Annotated in this window: 16 protein-coding genes, 2 tRNA genes and 3 rRNA genes; 7 read left to right on the forward strand and 14 right to left on the reverse strand. The window is 53.3% G+C overall.

Annotated elements, in window-relative coordinates; translation table 11 throughout:
* Nucleotides 1–20: 20 nt before the first annotated feature.
* The 5 genes from flgF to flgB form a co-directional block, all read right to left on the reverse strand.
* Nucleotides 21–779 (reverse strand): flagellar basal-body rod protein FlgF, encoded by a 759-nt coding sequence (flgF, locus tag AC4EYZ_RS11225; protein ID WP_159175887.1) that lies wholly within the window; start codon nt 777–779, stop codon nt 21–23.
* Between the two features lie 31 nt (nt 780–810).
* Nucleotides 811–2079 (reverse strand): flagellar hook protein FlgE, encoded by a 1269-nt coding sequence (gene flgE / locus AC4EYZ_RS11230; protein ID WP_474191820.1) that lies wholly within the window; start codon nt 2077–2079, stop codon nt 811–813.
* A gap of 65 nt (nt 2080–2144) precedes the next feature.
* Nucleotides 2145–2837 carry a flagellar hook assembly protein FlgD gene (locus tag AC4EYZ_RS11235; RefSeq protein ID WP_474191821.1) on the reverse strand — a complete coding sequence of 231 codons (693 nt, stop codon included), beginning with the start codon at nt 2835–2837 and terminating at the stop codon, nt 2145–2147.
* 3 nt (nt 2838–2840) lie between these two features.
* Nucleotides 2841–3251, reverse strand: a complete 411-nt coding sequence (flgC, locus tag AC4EYZ_RS11240; RefSeq protein ID WP_159175884.1) for a flagellar basal body rod protein FlgC — start codon at nt 3249–3251, stop codon at nt 2841–2843.
* 32 nt (nt 3252–3283) lie between these two features.
* Nucleotides 3284–3718 (reverse strand): flagellar basal body rod protein FlgB, encoded by a 435-nt coding sequence (gene flgB, locus AC4EYZ_RS11245; protein ID WP_159175883.1) that lies wholly within the window; start codon nt 3716–3718, stop codon nt 3284–3286.
* 203 nt (nt 3719–3921) lie between these two features.
* On the opposite strand from flgB, the gene flgA reads away from it, so the two are divergent.
* From flgA to AC4EYZ_RS11265, 4 genes are all read left to right on the forward strand, one after another.
* Nucleotides 3922–4638 (forward strand): flagellar basal body P-ring formation chaperone FlgA, encoded by a 717-nt coding sequence (flgA, locus tag AC4EYZ_RS11250; protein ID WP_009288414.1) that lies wholly within the window; start codon nt 3922–3924, stop codon nt 4636–4638.
* 96 nt (nt 4639–4734) lie between these two features.
* The gene (gene flgM / locus AC4EYZ_RS11255) at nt 4735–5001 is read left to right on the forward strand and encodes a flagellar biosynthesis anti-sigma factor FlgM (RefSeq protein ID WP_039860564.1); all 267 of its coding nucleotides are present in this window, start codon (nt 4735–4737) and stop codon (nt 4999–5001) included.
* 13 nt (nt 5002–5014) lie between these two features.
* Complete coding sequence (locus tag AC4EYZ_RS11260; RefSeq protein ID WP_141440185.1) at nt 5015–5464, forward strand: flagella synthesis protein FlgN; 450 nt, start codon at nt 5015–5017, stop codon at nt 5462–5464.
* A gap of 73 nt (nt 5465–5537) precedes the next feature.
* Nucleotides 5538–6278 carry an SDR family NAD(P)-dependent oxidoreductase gene (locus AC4EYZ_RS11265; RefSeq protein WP_159175882.1) on the forward strand — a complete coding sequence of 247 codons (741 nt, stop codon included), beginning with the start codon at nt 5538–5540 and terminating at the stop codon, nt 6276–6278.
* A 61-nt stretch (nt 6279–6339) separates the two neighbouring features.
* Here AC4EYZ_RS11265 and rrf read toward each other — a convergent pair.
* The 6 genes from rrf to lldD form a co-directional block, all read right to left on the reverse strand.
* Nucleotides 6340–6455, reverse strand: a 5S ribosomal RNA gene (rrf, locus tag AC4EYZ_RS11270).
* Between the two features lie 166 nt (nt 6456–6621).
* A 23S ribosomal RNA gene (locus tag AC4EYZ_RS11275) occupies nt 6622–9519 on the reverse strand.
* 256 nt (nt 9520–9775) lie between these two features.
* Nucleotides 9776–9851 (reverse strand) — tRNA-Ala (locus AC4EYZ_RS11280).
* Nucleotides 9852–9967: 116 nt separating this feature from the next.
* Nucleotides 9968–10044: transfer RNA gene (locus AC4EYZ_RS11285), tRNA-Ile, on the reverse strand.
* An 83-nt stretch (nt 10045–10127) separates the two neighbouring features.
* Nucleotides 10128–11660 (reverse strand): 16S ribosomal RNA (locus AC4EYZ_RS11290).
* The 16S, 23S and 5S rRNA genes sit together here with 2 tRNA genes alongside, the layout of an rRNA operon.
* A 500-nt stretch (nt 11661–12160) precedes the next feature.
* Nucleotides 12161–13312 (reverse strand): FMN-dependent L-lactate dehydrogenase LldD, encoded by a 1152-nt coding sequence (gene lldD / locus AC4EYZ_RS11295; RefSeq protein WP_009288646.1) that lies wholly within the window; start codon nt 13310–13312, stop codon nt 12161–12163.
* Between the two features lie 298 nt (nt 13313–13610).
* Here lldD and AC4EYZ_RS11300 point away from each other — a divergent pair, with 298 nt between their 5' ends.
* Genes AC4EYZ_RS11300 through AC4EYZ_RS11310 form a run of 3 tightly spaced genes read left to right on the forward strand, consistent with a single transcriptional unit; the run spans nt 13611 to nt 17675 of the window.
* On the forward strand, nt 13611–14384 hold the full coding sequence (locus AC4EYZ_RS11300; protein ID WP_027958892.1) for a GntR family transcriptional regulator: 774 nt from the start codon (nt 13611–13613) through the stop codon (nt 14382–14384).
* Nucleotides 14381–16300, forward strand: a complete 1920-nt coding sequence (locus AC4EYZ_RS11305; protein ID WP_490204264.1) for a sensor histidine kinase — start codon at nt 14381–14383, stop codon at nt 16298–16300. Before AC4EYZ_RS11300 ends, AC4EYZ_RS11305 begins: the two co-directional genes overlap by 4 nt.
* Nucleotides 16293–17675: a sigma-54-dependent transcriptional regulator gene (locus tag AC4EYZ_RS11310; protein WP_009288649.1), complete on the forward strand. Its 1383-nt coding sequence runs from the start codon at nt 16293–16295 to the stop codon at nt 17673–17675. Before AC4EYZ_RS11305 ends, AC4EYZ_RS11310 begins: the two co-directional genes overlap by 8 nt.
* Here AC4EYZ_RS11310 and AC4EYZ_RS11315 read toward each other — a convergent pair.
* The 3 genes from AC4EYZ_RS11315 to AC4EYZ_RS11325 form a co-directional block, all read right to left on the reverse strand.
* A complete protein-coding gene (locus AC4EYZ_RS11315) occupies nt 17651–18322 on the reverse strand; it encodes a metal-dependent hydrolase (protein ID WP_027958894.1) in 672 nt (223 codons plus the stop codon). The genes AC4EYZ_RS11310 and AC4EYZ_RS11315 overlap by 25 nt on opposite strands.
* A gap of 129 nt (nt 18323–18451) precedes the next feature.
* The gene (locus AC4EYZ_RS11320; RefSeq protein ID WP_027958895.1) at nt 18452–18997 is read right to left on the reverse strand and encodes a gamma carbonic anhydrase family protein; all 546 of its coding nucleotides are present in this window, start codon (nt 18995–18997) and stop codon (nt 18452–18454) included.
* A 48-nt stretch (nt 18998–19045) separates the two neighbouring features.
* Nucleotides 19046–20386 carry a sodium-dependent transporter gene (locus AC4EYZ_RS11325; protein ID WP_490204265.1) on the reverse strand — a complete coding sequence of 447 codons (1341 nt, stop codon included), beginning with the start codon at nt 20384–20386 and terminating at the stop codon, nt 19046–19048.
* Between the last annotated feature and the right edge of the window lie 105 nt (nt 20387–20491).

Below are 20491 nucleotides of genomic sequence, written 5' to 3' on the forward strand. Positions count from 1 at the left end.
TCAGCACTGAGTGGCCAACATCAACCTTGAATGGATAGAATCCCGTTGGCGCGCTGAGCGTTTTCGTCAGCGGTGCTCAGCACTTTCATCTGCATATCATAGCGGCGTGCCACATCGATCATTGAGACCATAGCATCGACAGCGCTGACATTACTGCCTTCCAGTGCACCACTCACCAACTTGGCATTTTCGTCGGCAGGCAAGGCCCCTGGCTCACCTTCTTCATTAGGAGGTGCACGGAAGAGCCCGTCCTCACCACGCGTTAACGCTCCCTCTTCAGGCGTCACCAGCTTAATTCGGCCTACCTCGACCAGCGCTTCCGGCCCAACACCTTCGGGAATGGCGCTAATCGTCCCATCGGCACCAATCGATACTTGCGCCCCTTGCGGGATAGCAATGGGGCCACCTTCGCCCATTACCGGTCGCCCAACGCTGAGCAGCACACCGTCACTGTCTATCTGCAGATCGCCACGGCGGGTATAGGTTTCAGTACCGTCATTCGCTTGCACGGCCATCCATGCGTCGTCCTGCATAGCGACATCAAGCGTGCGCCCGGTATACTCGACCGGGCCCTGGGAAAAATCACTGCCAGGCGTGGTGGTCACCGCTGAGGTGCGCGTTGCCAGTAACGCTTCACCCTGAACGGGCACCGCTCGGGCAGCCTGCAGCTGCCCACGGAAACCGGTGGTGCTCACATTCGACAGGTTGTTACTCACCACCGACTGCTGATCCATGGTGTGCTTAGCACCACTCATGGCGGTATAGATCATTCGATCCACGGTACTGACTCCTTACCTAAATGACCGATCATTAAAGGTTAATAATGGTCTGCAGGAGCTCGTCCTGGGTACTGATTGTGGTCGAATTAGCCTGGTAAGCGCGCTGCGCTACTATCATATCCACCAATTCCTTAGGCAAATCCACATTGGAGGCCTCTACCGCGCCGGACTCAATCTTGCCGAACAGACCGGTACCGGCCGTTCCGTAATTCTCGCTGCCAGAGGCGTTCGTTACTCCCCAGAGGTTATTGCCCAGTGGCTGCAAGCCTTCCACATTGCGGAAGTTGGCTAAAACAATCTGCCCTGCCGCCGAAGATTGCTCATTGGAAAAGTTCCGCATCACGGTACCATCTTCCTGAACGGTAATACCCACTAAAGCCCCGGTAGCAAAACCATCTTGATCAATCGAAGTCTGTATTGAATTAGAGGCGAATTGAGTCGTCCCTCTCAGCTTCAAAGCGACATTCATTGGTTCTGCCCCATCAGGGGGAGTGAAGGCCAGGGTTGTTTCAAAATCATCAGCCTCGGTGCCTGGACCAGTAATACGCCCGCTTGCATCAAATGTCAGATTAAACGTAGAAGTTCCTAGTGCTGCGTCTCCATCCATATATGCTGTTGCGTTCCAAGCCCCATCCCCAGTCTTCTCAAAATAAGTTGTTATACTTCTAGAGGTACCAAGAGAGTCATAGACTGTGTAAGTGCTAGAAAAATGGTAATCAATATCATCAGTGCCGTCACCATCTATATCTTTTGACTCGAGTTGATCCGGGTCAGTATGATCAACTGTTGAATCAAAGTTATAAACAGCATTTATCTCTGAGGTTTCCTTTGCGGGCATATTATCCGGATAAACTTGGAGTGCAATCGGATCGGTTCCTGTCAAAACATCAGAAAAAGGAAATGCCAATTGATCATCAGTATCTTCAGTTACGTTCTCGTCTAGGCCATAGCCCATCAGACGATCACCCTGAGCATTGACAATGTAGCCATCAGCCGTGAGGCTCATCTGGCCATTACGCGAGTAACCGATCTCGCCGGTACTTTGCTCCAGACGATAGAAACCTTCTCCAGAAATAGCTAGATCCAAATCGCGGTTGGTGGCCTCAATGCTGCCCTGAGTGAAATCCTGACGCTCGCCTGCGACGCTCACCCCAATCCCTCGCGCCCCCGCATATACATCCGCAAAAAGCACATCGGAATTTTTGAAGCCCACGGTCTGGGAATTTGCAATGTTATTACCTGTGGCGCCTAGTTTCTGTTGCTGGGCGTTTAGGCCACTCAGTGCTTGTGAAAAACTCATGCTGTTCCCCTCATAAAGCTGTGTTTAATCAAATGCTGTGGTTTATGACTGTGTTTAGTCAGCAATTAAAGAATTTGTTTAACGTCGTTCAGATTGATTTGACCGTAAATAGCGCCCAAATCCAGTCGAACGCTGCCACTGCCGTCATTCGGCGTTACCCGGTTAACCACCGCGTACTGTAAGGCAGTAGATTCAATTTTTTCACCTTCAGCGTCAGTTGCTTCTAGCTGCACCGTATACCGGCCGCTGGCAGCCGCTTCGCCTTGGTCATTGACCCCAGGCCAGTCGAACGAATGAACACCTGCTTTCAGTGGACCGAGATCATCGTAACGTTTGATGATTTGTCCACCGTCACCAACGATGGTAGCTTTTACATTCTTCGCTGGCTCGGCCAGCTCTATTCCGAAAGGCGTTGTATAAGTGTTGCCGTCGCCATCTTGCTCCAGCAATACATCCTTCCCAGGCACCATGACACCTTTACCAATTAAGCCGCTCGCCTGCAGTGCCTGATTGGCATCCATTTGGCTGGTAATGCCTTCCAGCGTGCTATTCAGCTCTTCAATACCACTAACCGTGTTAATTTGCGCTAACTGCGAGGTCATTTCCGAGTTTTCCATCGGATTGAGCGGATCCTGATTCTCCAATTGGGTAATCAGCAGCGTCATAAAGCTTTCACGCAGCTCATCAGACTGACGGGCAGAGAGGCCATTAGCACCACCGCCATTTATGTTATTCAATACACTCGTATCGACATTCATGGTTTACCCCTCACCCAGTGACAGCGTCTGCATCAACATCTGCTTACTGGTATTAAATACTTCAATGTTGGCTTGATAGGAACGCGAGGCAGAAATCATATTGACCATCTCATGCACTGGCTCAACGTTGGGCTTTGCCACATAACCCTCTTCATCTGCAGCCGGGTGGTTGGGCATGTACTCCATCCGCAGGGGTGAGTCATCTTCCACTACCTCGGTGACGCGCACGCCGCCAACGCCATAGCGGTTACCTTGTGACTGGGTCTCAAACATCACCTGCTTGGCTCGGTAGGTTTCACCATCGGGCCCGGCAACGCTGTCGGCATTGGCCATATTGCTAGCGGTAACATTCATGCGCTGGGATTGGGCACTCATTGCCGACCCGGCAATATCAAACGCAGAGAACATCGACATCGTGGATTAACTCCTCACTAATTTAGACAGAATCATTCGGGCTGCATGGCATTCTTCAGCCCCTGAATACGGCTGTTGAGCATCGTGAGGCCGACTTGATAACGAACAGCGTTATCTGCAAACTGCGTGCGCTCACGATCCATATCGACCGTATTTCCATCCAAACTGGGCTGGTCGGGAATGCGGTAAAGCAAATCGGGGTTGCCCGCTCCACGCCATGCAGGACCTTCTCCAGCAATATGGTTACCAGAAGTGCGCGCTAAAGTCAGACCGCCTCCGGTATGGCTAGATGCACTCTGAGTACCTTCGACTGCTTTTTTCAGCTCACTAGCAAAGTCAATGTCACGCGCCTTATAGTTAGGCGTATCGGCATTGGCGATATTAGCCGCTAACACCTCGTGACGCGCTTGACGTAACCCTACTGCTTGCTGATGAAAATTAAAGGCAGATTCCAGTTGATCAATCATGCCGACCCTCGCGTGAGGCAAAAAATAAAATGGATTTTGTTGATGATGAAGAATACGTCTGGAGCTGTCAGCCTAAAGCATGGAACAGCTGGCGTTTCCACCAGCATTTCGCGTGATACGGCTACTACCTTTTCGCTACACTGAACGATGGATTCTCCTCGTTACGTTCCTTCTTCTTCAGCTCCCAAGTAAGCGGCCTCCCCATGCTCCGACTGCGCTTTACTAAGCCAAGCACGCTTCGCTTTTGGCAATTAGCCTTCTTCTGGGCAATCCTAAGCGTTACTGCCTTCACCAGGATTCAAGCTGATGACGACAATCTTCTCCAACAAGTGCATCAATTTTTGTACGAAGAGACACAGGCATTAGGCGAGGAAGTGGTCATTGACCTACGACCACCCTCTCCGCATTTGCCAGAGTGCGTTCAGCCAGAACCTTTTTTGGCCAACGCCAATCAAGCACCCTTGGGCCGCGTTTCCGTTGGGGTGCGTTGCGGTGAAGATGGCCGGCAAGTTCGCTATTTGCAGGCGCAGATTGATGTCATTGGTGATTATGTGGTGGCAGCCAGGGATATTGAGCGAGGTACACTGATTACATCAAGCATGCTTAGCGAACGCGGGGGCAATCTCGGCGATCTCTCAGCTCAGGCTTTGACAGCTGAAGAGGATATCGTGGGTAAAATAGCTCAGCGTCCTATTCGTAGTGGTAGTGTCTTTTTAGCGCATTACTTACAAGCGCCTCATTTAGTTGAACGCGGACAGCGCGTTACTGTCATAGCTCAAGGTTCTGCCTTCCGAGTTTCACGCGAAGGCGAAGCATTGGAAGATGGTGCTCTTGGTGAGCAAATTAGAGTTCGTTTTGGCCCACGAGAAATCATGACTGCTCGTGTCGCCGAGCGTGGTATTTTGGTCGTGGATTTTTAATTCGCAGCCTAAAGTTAGGCCCAATGCTGCCGATATACTGTTATACAAGCTACACTAAGCGCCAAGCGCATCGACGTTGACGATGAGGCAGACAACGTGAAAATTGATAACATTAATTCGCTATTACGCTCAAGCCAAGCCCAGCAGCGTGATGAAACGCAAAAGGCTGATAGCGTATCACCCGTCGCACCGGGCGGCGCAGCTCGCGAATCGACTCAACTGAGCCAATCAAGTATCGATGAATCTCAGGACGTCGATACTGCTAAAGTTGAAGAAATTCGCGATGCTATACGTGAAGGTCGCCTTGAAATGCGCGCCGACCGTATCGCCGAGGGCTTAATTGCCAATCTTAAAGATCTATAAAGGGACGCTGTAAATGAGCCTTGCATCCTTGCTTACCGACCAGCAACAGCGCCTTGAGGCGTTAATTTCGTTGTTGTCCAGCGAGCAAAATTTATTGACGCAAGGTGATATTGACGGTGATGCATTATCGCAAGTTGCACTAGACAAACAGTCTTTATTGGCCGAACTCGAGCGCATTGAGACTGTGCGGCGCAATGTGCAAAAACGTCTTGGTTATGCCGAAGGCGCAAACGGCGCCAGAGCGGCAGCTCATGATGCCGGCTGCCTGGCAGCTTGGGAAAGCTTGCTTGAAAAAAGCGAGCGAGCCGCGCGTATGAATGAGCTAACGGGCCAGATGTTGTCCGTACGAATGAAGCATAATCAGGCAATGCTTGATTATATTCGTCAAATCGCTGAAAAAACACTCTATAAGCCTGATGGACGCAACAGCGCCCAACCCGGCAGAATCAACGCTTCCGCCTGATACCTCCCTCGACAAGCCATCAGCATGACGTTTCAATGAAAACCCACTCTCAGCGGCAAATCAAAAGACGATCATGTTCAATTTATTGCCTCATCATTATACAGCGGTGGTTGTAGGCGCCTCGGGGGGAATAGGTGCTGCTATTATTAATCAGCTACTCTCTTCCTCTCAGGTCGGCCATGTTATTGCGGTAAGCCGGCAGCCACCACGAATTGACAACCCCCATCTTACACACCTAATGCTCGATGTTTCTCAAGAGCAGGGCCGGCAGGCGCTTAAAACAGAACTAGCCTCGCAGCCAATCCACTTCTTTTTCAATGCCATCGGCACCCTTCATGATGACGCGCAACGACTCTTGCCCGAGAAGTGCCTCGACCAGCTTAATGTCGAAAGCCTTGCACAAACAATGAACATCAATGCCTATGTGCCAATTTTATTGCTAGCGGCACTGAAAGACTCTTTCAAAGGGTCACACCCTGCAGTGATTGCCAGCCTTTCGGCTCGCGTTGGCTCAATCGAAGATAATCAGTTAGGAGGCTGGTACAGCTATCGTGCCAGCAAAGCAGCGCATAACATGCTGCTTAAGACAGCATCCATTGAGCTCAAGCGGCTGAATAAGCAATCGCTAGTGCTTTGTCTTCATCCTGGCACCACCGACACAGCCCTCTCTAAACCTTTTCAAAACCGAGTACCTAGCGAAAAGCTATTTGCACCCGCATTTGTAGCAGAGAAGCTGCTGGCAGTCATCTCTCAGCGAACGCCCGAAGATAGTGGAACCTTCTGGGCCTGGGATGGCAAATCTATCGACTGGTGAGGTGTTACGCAAAAAAAAAATCCCCCAAGGCATCAGCCCTGAGGGATTTTTCATAATAAGTGCCTGACGATGACCTACTCTCGCATGGGGAGACCCCACACTACCATCGGCGCTAAGCGGTTTCACTTCTGAGTTCGGCAAGGGATCAGGTGGTTCACGCATGCTATGGTCGTCAGGCGTAACTGTTAATGTACATCATGCTGACGAGCAGGCTTTCTAGCGTTGCTTGCTCAATTGTGTGCGTCTCATCGCCTGCCGCCCTGGCGTTATGTCGCTTGGGCCACACGCTGCGTATCCGGTTTTCATTGACGTCATCATCGCGACCAGACCCCTTGGGTGTTATAGGGTCAAGCCTCACGGGCCATTAGTACACGTTAGCTCAACGCCTTGCAGCGCTTCCACACCGTGCCTATCAACCAGCTGGTCTCGCTGGGCCCTTCAGGAGGCTCTAGGCCTCAGGGATGTCTCATCTTGAAGGGGGCTTCCCGCTTAGATGCTTTCAGCGGTTATCCCGTCCGACCATAGCTACCCGGCAATGCCACTGGCGTGACAACCGGAACACCAGAGGGTCGTCCACTCCGGTCCTCTCGTACTAGGAGCAGCCCTTCTCAAACATCCAACGCCCACGGCAGATAGGGACCGAACTGTCTCACGACGTTCTAAACCCAGCTCGCGTACCACTTTAAATGGCGAACAGCCATACCCTTGGGACCGACTTCAGCCCCAGGATGTGATGAGCCGACATCGAGGTGCCAAACACCGCCGTCGATGTGAACTCTTGGGCGGTATCAGCCTGTTATCCCCGGAGTACCTTTTATCCGTTGAGCGATGGCCCTTCCATACAGAACCACCGGATCACTAGAACCTGCTTTCGCACCTGCTCGACGTGTCTGTCTCGCAGTCAAGCACCCTTATGCTCTTGCACTCAATGCACGATGTCCGACCGTGCTGAGGGTACCTTCGTGCTCCTCCGTTACTCTTTAGGAGGAGACCGCCCCAGTCAAACTACCCACCACACACTGTCCTCGATCCGGATAACGGACCTGAGTGAGAACGCCAATGATGCCAGGCTGGTATTTCAAGGTTGGCTCCCTCCGAACTGGCGTCCAGAGTTCAAAGCCTCCCAGCTATCCTACACAGGCAACATCAGCGTCCAGTGTGAAGCTATAGTAAAGGTTCACGGGGTCTTTCCGTCTAGCCGCGGGTACACCGCATCTTCACGGCGATTTCAATTTCACTGAGTCTCGGGTGGAGACAGCGTGGCCATCATTACGCCATTCGTGCAGGTCGGAACTTACCCGACAAGGAATTTCGCTACCTTAGGACCGTTATAGTTACGGCCGCCGTTTACCGGGGCTTCAATCAAGAGCTTCGCCTTGCGGCTAACACCATCATTTAACCTTCCGGCACCGGGCAGGCGTCACACCCTATACGTCCGCTTGCGCGTTAGCAGAGTGCTGTGTTTTTAATAAACAGTTGCAGCCACCTGGTATCTTCGACCGGTTCGGGCTAGGAGAGCAAGTCTCTTCACCCTATGCCGGCGTGCCTTCTCCCGAAGTTACGGCACCATTTTGCCTAGTTCCTTCACCCGAGTTCTCTCAAGCGCCTTGGGATTCTCACCCTGACCACCTGTGTCGGTTTGGGGTACGGTCGCACATGATCTGAAGCTTAGAGGCTTTTCCTGGAAGCGTGGCATCAGTGACTTCCTGACCGTGGTCAGTTCGTCTCGTGTCTCGGCTTTAAGACCCCGGATTTACCTAAGGTCTCGGCCTACTCACTTTCACCAGGACTACCAACGCCTGGCTCACCTAGCCTTCTTCGTCCCCCCATCGCAACCATGTCCGGTACGGGAATATTGACCCGTTTCCCATCGACTACGCCTTTCGGCCTCGCCTTAGGGGCCGACTCACTCTGCTCCGATTAGCGTCGAACAGAAACCCTTGGTCTTCCGGCGAGGGTGTTTTTCACACCCTTTATCGTTACTCATGTCAGCATTCGCACTCGTGATACCTCCAGCGAACTTCTCAATTCACCTTCATCGGCTTACACGACGCTCCTCTACCGCGAATTCCTATCGAAATAGAAACTCACCCGTAGCTTCGGTACCTGGTTTAGCCCCGTTACATCTTCCGCGCAGGCCGACTCGACTAGTGAGCTATTACGCTTTCTTTAAAGGATGGCTGCTTCTAAGCCAACCTCCTAGCTGTCTGAGCCTTCCCACATCGTTTCCCACTTAACCAGGATTTCGGGACCTTAGCTGACGGTCTGGGTTGTTTCCCTTTTCACGACGGACGTTAGCACCCGCCGTGTGTCTCCCACGCGTTACTCACCGGTATTCGGAGTTTGCCTCGGGTTGGTAAGTCGGGATGACCCCCTAGCCGAAACAGTGCTCTACCCCCGGCGGTACTACGTGAGGCGCTACCTAAATAGCTTTCGAGGAGAACCAGCTATCTCCGAGCTTGATTAGCCTTTCACTCCGATCCACAAGTCATCCAAATCTTTTTCAACAGATCCTGGTTCGGGCCTCCAATTGATGTTACTCAATCTTCACCCTGCTCATGGATAGATCGCTCGGTTTCGGGTCTATATCCAGCGACTGTGTCGCCCAGTTAAGACTCGGTTTCCCTACGGCTCCCCTATACGGTTAACCTCGCCACTGAATATAAGTCGCTGACCCATTATACAAAAGGTACGCAGTCACAGAACAAGTCTGCTCCTACTGCTTGTACGCACACGGTTTCAGGATCTATTTCACTCCCCTCTCCGGGGTTCTTTTCGCCTTTCCCTCACGGTACTGGTTCACTATCGGTCAGCCAGGAGTATTTAGCCTTGGAGGATGGTCCCCCCGTCTTCAGTCAAGGTTTCTCGTGCCCCGACCTACTCGATTTCACATGATCAGATTTTCGACTACGGGGCTATCACCCGCTACGGCCACGCTTCCCAGCGTGTTCGCCTAATCAGTCACATGCTTAAGGGCTGGTCCCCGTTCGCTCGCCGCTACTAGGGGAATCTCGGTTGATTTCTTTTCCTCAGGGTACTTAGATGTTTCAGTTCCCCTGGTTCGCCTCGTACACCTATGTATTCAGTGCACGATACTCATCTTGTGATGAGTGGGTTTCCCCATTCAGAAATGCCCGGGTCACAGGTTGTTGCCACCTCACCGAGCCTTATCGCAGGCTACCACGTCTTTCATCGCCTCTGGCTGCCTAGGCATCCACCGTGTGCGCTTCATTGCTTGACCCTATAACCCGAAGGAGTCTGGATGTCGCAATGATCACGTTTCATTTTGCCGGATACGCTGACGCGTATCACAATTTAAGACCACTTCTTGCGAAGTGTTCTTGTCAGCATGATATACATTGTTAAAGAGCAGCTGCTCAATGAACAGTGATAAGGCGGCGTGCGATAACTAAAACAACGGCTACAACACAGCGACTTATCAATGGTCACGAAACATTCACAAACGGTATTGAAGGTTAAACAGGGTAGTAACGTAATGGTGGAGCCAAGCGGGATCGAACCGCTGACCTCCTGCGTGCAAGGCAGGCGCTCTCCCAGCTGAGCTATGGCCCCATCTAGTCACTCTTAGTCACACTCACCTCTGGCCAATTTTATTTAGCGCAAGGCATTTTATGACGACGCATAGCCTGCTATGCGAGTTATAAAATAACGCAGCGATAGATAAAATTTGGTGGGTCTGGGCAGACTTGAACTGCCGACCTCACCCTTATCAGGGGTGCGCTCTAACCAACTGAGCTACAGACCCAAGAGGGGATCGTGCTTTTACCGTTTGCTCTATATCTGATCAGGTAATTCATTGTGGACGCTTACCGACTGTGACGCATCGTTTAAGGAGGTGATCCAGCCGCAGGTTCCCCTACGGCTACCTTGTTACGACTTCACCCCAGTCATGAACCACACCGTGGTGATCGCCCTCTTGCGTTAGGCTAACCACTTCTGGTGCAGTCCACTCCCATGGTGTGACGGGCGGTGTGTACAAGGCCCGGGAACGTATTCACCGTGACATTCTGATTCACGATTACTAGCGATTCCGACTTCACGGAGTCGAGTTGCAGACTCCGATCCGGACTGAGACCGGCTTTAAGGGATTCGCTGACTCTCGCGAGCTCGCAGCCCTTTGTACCGGCCATTGTAGCACGTGTGTAGCCCTACCCGTAAGGGCCATGATGACTTGACGTCGTCCCCACCTTCCTCCGGTTTGTCACCGGCAGTCTCCTTAGAGTTCCCGACATTACTCGCTGGCAAATAAGGACAAGGGTTGCGCTCGTTACGGGACTTAACCCAACATTTCACAACACGAGCTGACGACAGCCATGCAGCACCTGTCTTACAGTTCCCGAAGGCACACCAGAATCTCTTCCGGCTTCTGTAGATGTCAAGGGTAGGTAAGGTTCTTCGCGTTGCATCGAATTAAACCACATGCTCCACCGCTTGTGCGGGCCCCCGTCAATTCATTTGAGTTTTAACCTTGCGGCCGTACTCCCCAGGCGGTCGACTTATCGCGTTAACTTCGCCACAAAGTGCTCTAGGCACCCAACGGCTGGTCGACATCGTTTACGGCGTGGACTACCAGGGTATCTAATCCTGTTTGCTACCCACGCTTTCGCACCTCAGTGTCAGTGTCAGTCCAGAAGGCCGCCTTCGCCACTGGTATTCCTCCCGATCTCTACGCATTTCACCGCTACACCGGGAATTCTACCTTCCTCTCCTGCACTCTAGCCTGACAGTTCCGGATGCCGTTCCCAGGTTGAGCCCGGGGCTTTCACAACCGGCTTATCAAGCCACCTACGCGCGCTTTACGCCCAGTAATTCCGATTAACGCTTGCACCCTCCGTATTACCGCGGCTGCTGGCACGGAGTTAGCCGGTGCTTCTTCTGCGAGTGATGTCTTTCCTACCGGGTATTAACCGATAGGCGTTCTTCCTCGCTGAAAGTGCTTTACAACCCGAGGGCCTTCTTCACACACGCGGCATGGCTGGATCAGGGTTGCCCCCATTGTCCAATATTCCCCACTGCTGCCTCCCGTAGGAGTTCGGGCCGTGTCTCAGTCCCGATGTGGCTGATCATCCTCTCAGACCAGCTACGGATCGTTGCCTTGGTAAGCCATTACCTTACCAACTAGCTAATCCGACATAGGCTCATCCAATAGCGGGAGCCAAAGCCCCCTTTCTCCCGTAGGACGTATGCGGTATTAGCCTGGGTTTCCCCAGGTTATCCCCCACTATCGGGCAGATTCCTATGCATTACTCACCCGTCCGCCGCTCGTCAGCGGGTAGCAAGCTACCCCTGTTACCGCTCGACTTGCATGTGTTAGGCCTGCCGCCAGCGTTCAATCTGAGCCATGATCAAACTCTTCAGTTTAAGATCTATGTGATCCTTACATGTCACCCGAGGGCAACAAAAGCGGATCAAACTTGGCTCAAGGTTCAAACGAATTCATTCAAACTTACGTTTTCATGACCGCTTGCCTTGATATTGGGTGATTTATCACCAACATCAGCAAGCGCCCACATGAATTACCTGATCAAATTGTTAAAGAGCTGTTTCGCTGCGGTGGCTAGCTAATAAACCAACTGGGCCACACGGCTTGCCGTTGAACTGGCTTGCCTCAGCGAGGAAGGCGTATTCTACGCATTTCCTGGTGGTTGTCAAGGGCGTTGTTTTCGATGCAAACCTGACCACATCCAAAACCGCTGGCTTTCGTAAAAGCACTAACTACCTGACAAACCGAAGCTTTTACACTTCATTCACCGCTGGTAACGCTTGGCGTCCCCGGCAGCGGATGCGTACTTTACGGATTCGCTGACGGGTTGGCAAGCGGTTTTTAACCCTAATACTGATAGAGGTACTGACAATGGCCCTCAGATACCGCGGAGCGAGTCTGGCACCAGCGAATCAGCCCCTAGGTCGGCGATGCTACGCGCCCCGGTGAGCGTCATTGCAACCCGCATCTCCTTTTCAAACAGCTCAAGCAGATGGGAAACGCCCGCCTCTCCGGCTGTAGCAAGTGCATAGATAAAAGCACGCCCAATCAATACGGTATCCGCCCCCATGGCGATCATGCGCACAACATCAAGTCCACTGCGTACGCCGGAGTCGGCTAGAATGGCCAAATCGCCCTTAACCGCATCAGCGATAGCAGGCAGCGCACGCGCGGTAGAGGGGACACCGTCTAGCTGACGACCACCATGATTGGAAACAACGATACCATCCGCGCCGAAGCGAACCGCATCACGAGCATCCTCGGGGTCGAGAATCCCTTTGATGATCATTGGACCCTCCCAGAGCTCACGAATCCACTCCAAGTCCTTCCATGAGATGGCCGGATCAAAGTTGTCACCCAGCCAGGCAATATAGTCTTCTAGCTCCGTTGGCTTGCCGCGATAATCAGACACGTTACCCAAGTCATGGGGACGGCCATTAACACCCACGTCCCAGGCCCAAAAAGGGTGTGTTGCTGCTTGAAGCATACGCCGCATTGGGCCGCGCTTACCGCTCATGCCTGAATGTGCATCTCGATAGCGTGCCCCCGGCACGGGCATATCGACGGTAAAGATCAGTGTCTTGACGCCAGCGGCTTTGGCTCGCTCCAAGACATGCTTCATAAATCCTCTATCTTTCAACACATAAAGCTGAAACCAGATAGGCCGATCAACCGCAGAGGCCACTTCGTCGATTGGACACACCGATACTGTCGACAGTGTAAACGGCACCCCCTTATTAGCAGCTGCCCGCGCAGCTTGCACTTCACCACGCCTAGCATACATTCCTGCCAACCCCACCGGCGCCAAGGCGACCGGCATAGCAAGCGCTTCGCCGAACAGTGTGGTCTCCAATGATAGTGAAGACATATCCTTCAACACACGCTGACGCAAAGCGACACCAGCAAGATCCTCAACATTGCGTCGCAGCGTATGCTCCGCGTAGGAACCACCGTCAGCGTAGTGAAATAGAAAAGGGGGGATACGACGCTTGGCCGCTTGGCGATAATCAGTGGAAGCAGAAATGATCATGGATAGCCCTGTGTAATAGCCCTATACAATGGATGCGCTATACACCGGCGCCCCAAAGTGGAAAATTGGTTTTACCAATTGACAAAAAAACTAGCACCAACAGTAGTGAGCCGCCCTAAGCGTGTCAAACGGTGATATCACTCCTTAGCACCTCATCCCGCTATACTTTAGTTTAAAGTCGCTATTAATGCGTTTTATTAGCGTTAAATCCTACTTCGCAGACGCTTGAGATCAAACCTCAAAGATCTTAATATTGGTCTTACCAATTGCGGACGCAAATCGACATGAGCTATTCAATATGAGCTACCCACCGCTCCGCCAGCAGCGCTTGGCCGATGTAATTACTGAACGCCTTGAAGCTATGATGCTAGAAGGCAGCCTAAAACCAGGCGAGCGCTTACCTCCCGAACGTGAATTAGCCGAACGGTTTGGTGTTTCGCGCCCCTCTTTACGGGAAGCTATTCAGAAACTAGCCGCTCGTGGCCTACTAACCAGCCGCCAAGGCGGCGGCACTTTTGTTAACGATGACCTCAGCAATGGTTATACCGACCCCTTGCTGGAGATGCTCTCTCGTCACGGCGAATTTAACCTAGACTTACTTGAATTCCGCGACGCTATGGAAGGTATATCCGCCTACTACGCTGCGCTGCGCTCAACACCCGCCGATAAGTCCGTGCTTATTCAGCGCTTTGAAGAGCTCGACGGCGGTTTTGCCGGTGCCGACCCTATCCAAGAAGCCAAACTAGATGCAGCGTTCCACTTAGCGATTGCCGAAGCTGCTCACAATGTTCTACTGCTGCATACCATTCGCGGCATTTTTCACCTGCTAGAGAAGAGCATTGTAAATAACCTGGCCCATTTATTCGCCAAGGAGGGTTCGCGCAGTCAGTTAATGCAACAGCACCGCGCCCTACTCAATGCCATTTTGGAAGGCCGCGCGGAGGATGCCCGCACTCGCGCTCATGAGCACTTAGTGTTTGTCGAAGAAGGTCTACTTGAGATGGCGAGGGCTGAGACGCGCGCCCAGCGTGCCCTTCGCCGCGCTCAAGGCAGTAGTAAGACGTCAGCATGAACAGCGCTGGTATGAATAACCAAGCGCCCACCCCCTTGCCGCCACGCTGGCGGCGCCTGTGGCTGCTGGTTATTTCACTCGGCTTGCTGTTTTGCATGTGGCAGGCCGCCCAGTTGGCGCGTGAACAAGCGCTTTCCAACTTACAGGATGATGCCGAAAACGAGCTGCGGCTGTCTGCCGCCAACTTAAACGGCTATTTACTGCGCTACGACTACTTGCCGCAAATGCTTGCCACTCGGGAAGGCGTGCAGCGTTTTTTGGCCTCTCCCGATAGCCAAGACCCGATGCCGCTAAATATGCTACTGGATCGTTTCCGCTTTACAGCGGGGGTTTCAGACGTCTATTTACTCAATCACGATGGCGACACGATCGCCGCCAGCAATTGGCACCGCCCTAACACCTTTATTGGCCAGAACTATGCTTTCCGCTCCTACTACACCGATGCCATTGCCGGAGGCCAGGGGCGCTTTTTTGGTTTGGGCATCAAGTCTCTTGAACGGGGCTACTACTTTTCATCGCCCATATGGCTAGACGACACCTCGCCCGATGCACAGCCAGACGGCGTGCTAGTAGTTAAAGTGCTTTTAGATGATGTTGAAGAGAGCTGGGCTGAGCAGGATGCCGAGCTATTTGTCACTGATAGCGACGACATCATTTTCATGGCCAGCCACCCCGAACTACGCATGAACGCGCTCTACCCACTCACCGATGAGCAGCGTCAAGCCCTAAGAGAAACGCGCCGCTATGCCATGGAGCCATTGTCACCCTCGGGTATTGAAATCAATGCACCTTACCGACAGGGAAGCCAGTTGGTCAGTTTCTCCCAAGGCCCATTGAGCAGTAGCGACTATCTTAGTTTGACCCGACATGTCCCTGAATTTGGCTGGCAAATGCATATTTTAAAGCCGCTAACACCGGTGATTAGCGCTCAGTGGATTGCCGCCCTCATGGCAGGCGGCCTCTACGGCGTGGTCACTCTCGGCGCAGGTATTGGCTGGCAGCGCCTACGGCTGCGCCGTGAACGCGAAGCGTTTGCCGAGCGCGAGCGCAATACCTTGGCACGCGTGCGTGACGAACTTGAGGTAAGCGTAGAGCGCCGCACCCGTGATCTGGTGGCCAGCAACCAACGCCTATCGGATGAAATTGAAGAGCGCCGCCGTGCAGAGGCCAATTTACGCCAGACCCAAGACGAGCTTATTCAAGCCGCCAAACTCGCTGTGTTGGGGCAGCTCGCCGCGGGCATCAACCATGAACTTAATCAACCACTGGCGGCTATTCGCGCTTACGCGGAAAACGCCCGCCGTTTTATGGCATTAGCACGCCACGAAAAAGCGGATGCCAACCTTGAACAAATTGTTGAACTGACCGAGCGTATGGCGGACATCAGCGCTCAGCTGCGCCAGTTTTCACGTAAGAGCAGCGAGCACCAGGAGGCGATTTCGGTACAAGCCTGTATCGACTATGCTCTTCGCCTGTTTCAAAGCCGCCTGCGCGAAGGCAACATCTCCATTACTCAGGAGTGGCCCAATGAAACACTATGGGTGCAAGGCGATCTAGTGCGTCTGGAACAAGTGTTGGTCAATTTAATCGGTAATGCGCTGCAGGCCATGAAAGGCGTACCTGCGCCACAACTTACTCTGGGCGCCCAAATACACCAGCAGCAGGTCATTATTAGCGTTACCGATAATGGCCCTGGCATTCCCGAGGAGCACTTAGGGCAAATTTTTGAACCCTTTTTTACCACCAAAGCGCCGGGGAGTGGTTTAGGCCTAGGACTCTCGATTTCGTCGCGTATCATGGACGATTTAGGCGGCAAGTTACAGGCAACTAATCGACCCGAAGGCGGCGCTTGCTTCACTATCGCCCTGCCCCACTCACCGCTAACTCACCCCCAGGAGAACTCCTCGTATGCATGAGCCGTCGACGCTGCCGGTCATGGTGATCGACGACGAACCGCATCTGCGGATCACCGCCAGCCAAACCCTCGAGCTTGCAGGCTACACGCCCTACTGCTTCGAATCAGCGGAACAAGCCCTGGCAGCATTAACACCGGACTTCCCAGGTGTCATTGTCAGTGATATCCGCATGCCGGGAATGGATGGTATGGCACTGCTCCATGAGTTACACAGCCGCGACGCCACTCTGCCGATTATTTTAATCACCGGTCACGGCGACATTTCCACGGCCGTAGAAGCCATGCGCGCAGGAGCATGGGATTTTCTTGAGAAGCCGTTTGCCGGTGATCAGTTGCTGGACGTAGTACGCCGAGGCATAGAGAAGCGCCAACTCAGCTTGGAAAACCACCGTCTTAAAGCTGAACTTGAAGTGCAACAAGCCGCGTTGGGACCGCGACTCGTTGGGCGCACACCCATCATATCCAGGCTCGCGGCGATGATTCAGCGTATCAGCCAAGTAGAAGCCGACGTTCTGCTATTCGGTGAAACAGGTACCGGTAAAGACCTCGTGGCCCGTGCAATTCACGAACGCAGCGGCCGGCGCAACAGCCCCTTTATGGCGATCAACTGCGGCGCGGTGCCCGAAAACACCATTGAGTCCGAGCTGTTTGGCCATGAAAAAGGCGCTTTCACGGGTGCAGTAGAGCGGCGAATCGGCAAGTTTGAACACGCTAACGGCGGCACCGTGTTTCTGGATGAGATCGAATCGATGCCCATGGCGCTGCAGGTCAAGCTGCTGAGGGTGCTGCAGGAACGCAGCGTCGAGCGGTTAGGCGCCAATGAAACAGTTCCGCTCAATATTCGGGTGATTGCGGCCACCAAGGTGGATCTCAAAGCCGCCTCCGAAGAGGGGAGTTTTCGCGAAGACCTTTACTATAGGCTAAACGTTGTCACCCTGCCGCTGCCTGCTCTGCGCGAGCGGCGTGAGGATATCCCCTTGCTGTTCCAGCACTTTGCCGTGGTCGCTGCCAATCGTAGCGGGCTAGAAGCACCGACCCTCGACAGCCCCGCCATTGCCGCCCTGCTGGCCCATGATTGGCCCGGCAACGTGCGCGAGCTGCGGAACCTTGCCGAGCGTTACGTGCTACTGGGCGCCGCCTTTGACTATCGTCTGGATGCGCTGCTGGAAGGGGTCAACGCCGACACCGAAGAGCCTACTTTGCCGCGCCAGGTAGAGCTGTTTGAAAAGAGCCTGATCAGCCAATCTCTGTCGCGCTACCATGGACGGGTAACCGATGTTTGTCACCACTTGGGCATTCCGCGCAAAACCTTTTACGACAAACTTAAAAAGCACGGCCTCAATGCCGACGACTATCGCCACAGCAGCGAGCCTTGATGCAACAACTCCCCCAAGACAGACCAGGGCGGCACCCAGGGCACCAGCGTTAATGTGGCAATCAACATTAGCAGGTTAGACATTGGCCGCCGGCTGTCGCCTAGCTTGAGCGCCGTACCAAACGAGCGTTTTAGCCGCGCGCCTTCAAGATCAACGCTGTATATCTCATCCAAACTCAAGTGGATCAAAAACCCTACTAAGGTGGCCGCACCGTGAGACCACGCTAGCCACGCTGGTTGGCTGAGCAAATTAAAACTTAACGCGGCGGTGAGCAGGCTGCATAGCCCGCCCGCTAGCAGTGAATGCCAAATACCGCGGTGCACGGTAAAACGCGAGAACAGCACCCCCGCCAAATAGCGCACACAGAAGTAGATTCCGCCACAGGCAATCAACAACGCGCCCGGCGTGAGCCATGGCTGTAACAACAAGGCGCCTAATACCAAGGCGGGCACCGAAAGCAGATTGAATATCAAACGGATAGAGTGGGAACGATCAGCATCAATGTCGGGCAAAATGCCGCCAAAGGTGACTAATGCAATCATCACCAGCGCTTGGGAGGGTGGCCACCACTGGCCTTTCCAACCTACGTAAGCTATCAGCATGCCGCCCGCCGCTGCCACCGTAATATGCGTGCGAAAATTAGCCATGACGCGGCATCCTAAAGTCTGCAAAACAGAAAACTGTATAAATTAACAGACTTTTAGTGTTCGCGACATGACTAATTTAAGAAAAAAGGTTGGCTTAGCAATCGCTTAGGGAAAGCTTAGAAAAAGTCGCTAGCGGGTGACTTCGGCCAGAAAGCGGTCTTTCAATTTAACGTAGTTACCTGCGGTATAGGGAAAGAAAGCGCGCTCTTTGTCTTTGAGTGGTCGCATCGCTTTGGCGGGGTTACCGGCATACACATAGCCACTCTCCAAATGCTTACCCGGCGTTACCACGGCGCCTGCGGCAATAATGACCTCGTCCTCAACGACCGCGCCATCCATTACAATCGCGCCCATCCCTACCAGGATCCGACTTCCCAAGGTGCAGCCATGCAGTATCGCTTTATGGCCGATGGTCACATCATCGCCAATGGTGAGCGGAAACCCCTCCGGACTAAAATCACTGGCGTGGGTAATATGTAGCACGCTGCCGTCCTGCACGCTGGTACGCGCACCGATACGAATACGGTGCATATCGCCACGGATAACCGTCATCGGCCAGACAGAGCAGTCGTCACCCATCACCACATCACCAATGACCACACTGGCCGGATCAATATAAACGCGCTCACCCAATTGGGGTTCCATACCTTGATAGGGCCTTAATGCACTACTCATAACTCGCTCCTAGGGTTGTTGGATAGCTTAGAGAATTCAGTTACCCCACTATAGCAACCCGGCCAGCAGAACAATAAAGGTCAGCGGAATCGACACCCAGCGAATGATATTGCGCCACACCAGATAGCCACTTTCACCAATGCCTAACGCGCTCACCACTCTATCGCGAGGCATTACCCAAGCCGCAAAAACGGCTATCAATAGGCCGCCCAAAGGCAGGAAAACATCCGGCGGTATACTGCTGACAAGCTCGAAGACATTGCGTCCAAATAGCGGCCGAAATTCCGCCAGGGTTGAAAAAGAGAAGGCCGATAACAGCCCGATCAACCAGACGCTGAGCGCCACAATGGCAGTCGAGATACTGCGACGCAGCCCCAAACCCTGTAACGTTGCGACCATCGGCTCCGCGAGGTTAATGGCCGATGTCCAGGTGGCCAGTAGCAGCAGTAAGAAGAACACGCTCAGCCATACAGAGCCCCAGGGCAGCTCAGAAAACGCAATGGGCAGGGTGACAAACATTAACCCTGGGCCATCAGTGGGATCCATGCCTTGAGCAAATACCACCGAGAAAATAGCGATCCCCGCCAGTAACGCCACGCTAATATCGAGTACGGCGACTGCCACAGCGGCTTTAGGCAGGCTTTGCTCTTCCGGCATATAAGCGCCATACGCCATCAAAGCACAGGCGCCCACCGCCAAAGTAAAGAACGCGTGCCCCATGGCGTGAACCACCACCGCCGGGGTTATCGCCTCGAAAGAGGGTAAAAACAGCCACGCCAAGGCGGGGGCAAAGCCATCAGTCGTCGCGGCATAGCCCGCTAATAGCAGCAACAACAGATACAGCAGCGGCATCAGCAGGTTATTGAGCCGCTCTAACCCCTTGGCAATACCCGCCGCCACAACGGTCATGGTCATAAACAGAAATAGCGAGTGGTTGAAGATCAGCAGCCCAGGGTTAGCCAAGAAGGCTTCAAAACCGGCGCCAATCTCTGCGGCACTCGCGCCATTGAAATGGCCATTAACAGAGGCCACCAAAAACTCAATCGACCAGCCGGACACCACCGAGTAGAAAGATAAAATGCAGAACACGGTGAACGCCCCGAATAGCCCCAACCAGCGCCAGCGAGGCGAAGCCCCCGCCTCGGCCGCCAAGGCACTCAACGCTTGCATTGGCCCGCGTCGCCCGGCACGGCCAATCAGAATCTCCGCCATCATGACCGGAATACCCAGCAGCAGCACAAACGCCACATAAATCAGTAAAAACGCCGCACCGCCGTTCTCTCCGGCCACGTAAGGGAAGCGCCAGATGTTGCCTAACCCCACCGCAGCACCTGTTACCGCCAAGATAAAGGCCCGCTTCGACCCCCAGCGCTCCAGCGTTTCGCTCATCACATGCTCCTGCCATTGGTGGCATTAAAAGGCGGCAAGACTAGCAGGCGCTTGCGTGCAGGCCAAACCCTGGCATTAAACATAGTTGTTGAGGCTAACATTGAA

It is taken from the genome of Vreelandella sp. 162(4c) (assembly GCF_058152265.1).

Bases quoted from the DNA above. Each gene is read 5' to 3' on its own strand.
- AC4EYZ_RS11310 (WP_009288649.1), top strand. From the start codon at position 16,293: ATGCATGAGCCGTCGACGCTGCCGGTCATGGTGATCGACGACGAACCG.
- AC4EYZ_RS11235 (WP_474191821.1), bottom strand. From the start codon at position 2,837: ATGAATGTCGATACGAGTGTATTGAATAACATAAATGGCGGTGGTGCT.
- flgE (WP_474191820.1), bottom strand. From the start codon at position 2,079: ATGAGTTTTTCACAAGCACTGAGTGGCCTAAACGCCCAGCAACAGAAA.
- lldD (WP_009288646.1), bottom strand. From the start codon at position 13,312: ATGATCATTTCTGCTTCCACTGATTATCGCCAAGCGGCCAAGCGTCGT.
- AC4EYZ_RS11300 (WP_027958892.1), top strand. From the start codon at position 13,611: ATGAGCTACCCACCGCTCCGCCAGCAGCGCTTGGCCGATGTAATTACT.
- flgB (WP_159175883.1), bottom strand. From the start codon at position 3,718: ATGATTGATCAACTGGAATCTGCCTTTAATTTTCATCAGCAAGCAGTA.
- AC4EYZ_RS11265 (WP_159175882.1), top strand. From the start codon at position 5,538: ATGTTCAATTTATTGCCTCATCATTATACAGCGGTGGTTGTAGGCGCC.
- AC4EYZ_RS11325 (WP_490204265.1), bottom strand. From the start codon at position 20,386: ATGAGCGAAACGCTGGAGCGCTGGGGGTCGAAGCGGGCCTTTATCTTG.
- flgA (WP_009288414.1), top strand. From the start codon at position 3,922: ATGCTCCGACTGCGCTTTACTAAGCCAAGCACGCTTCGCTTTTGGCAA.
- AC4EYZ_RS11305 (WP_490204264.1), top strand. From the start codon at position 14,381: ATGAACAGCGCTGGTATGAATAACCAAGCGCCCACCCCCTTGCCGCCA.
- AC4EYZ_RS11315 (WP_027958894.1), bottom strand. From the start codon at position 18,322: ATGGCTAATTTTCGCACGCATATTACGGTGGCAGCGGCGGGCGGCATG.
- flgC (WP_159175884.1), bottom strand. From the start codon at position 3,251: ATGTCGATGTTCTCTGCGTTTGATATTGCCGGGTCGGCAATGAGTGCC.
- AC4EYZ_RS11320 (WP_027958895.1), bottom strand. From the start codon at position 18,997: ATGAGTAGTGCATTAAGGCCCTATCAAGGTATGGAACCCCAATTGGGT.
- AC4EYZ_RS11260 (WP_141440185.1), top strand. From the start codon at position 5,015: ATGAGCCTTGCATCCTTGCTTACCGACCAGCAACAGCGCCTTGAGGCG.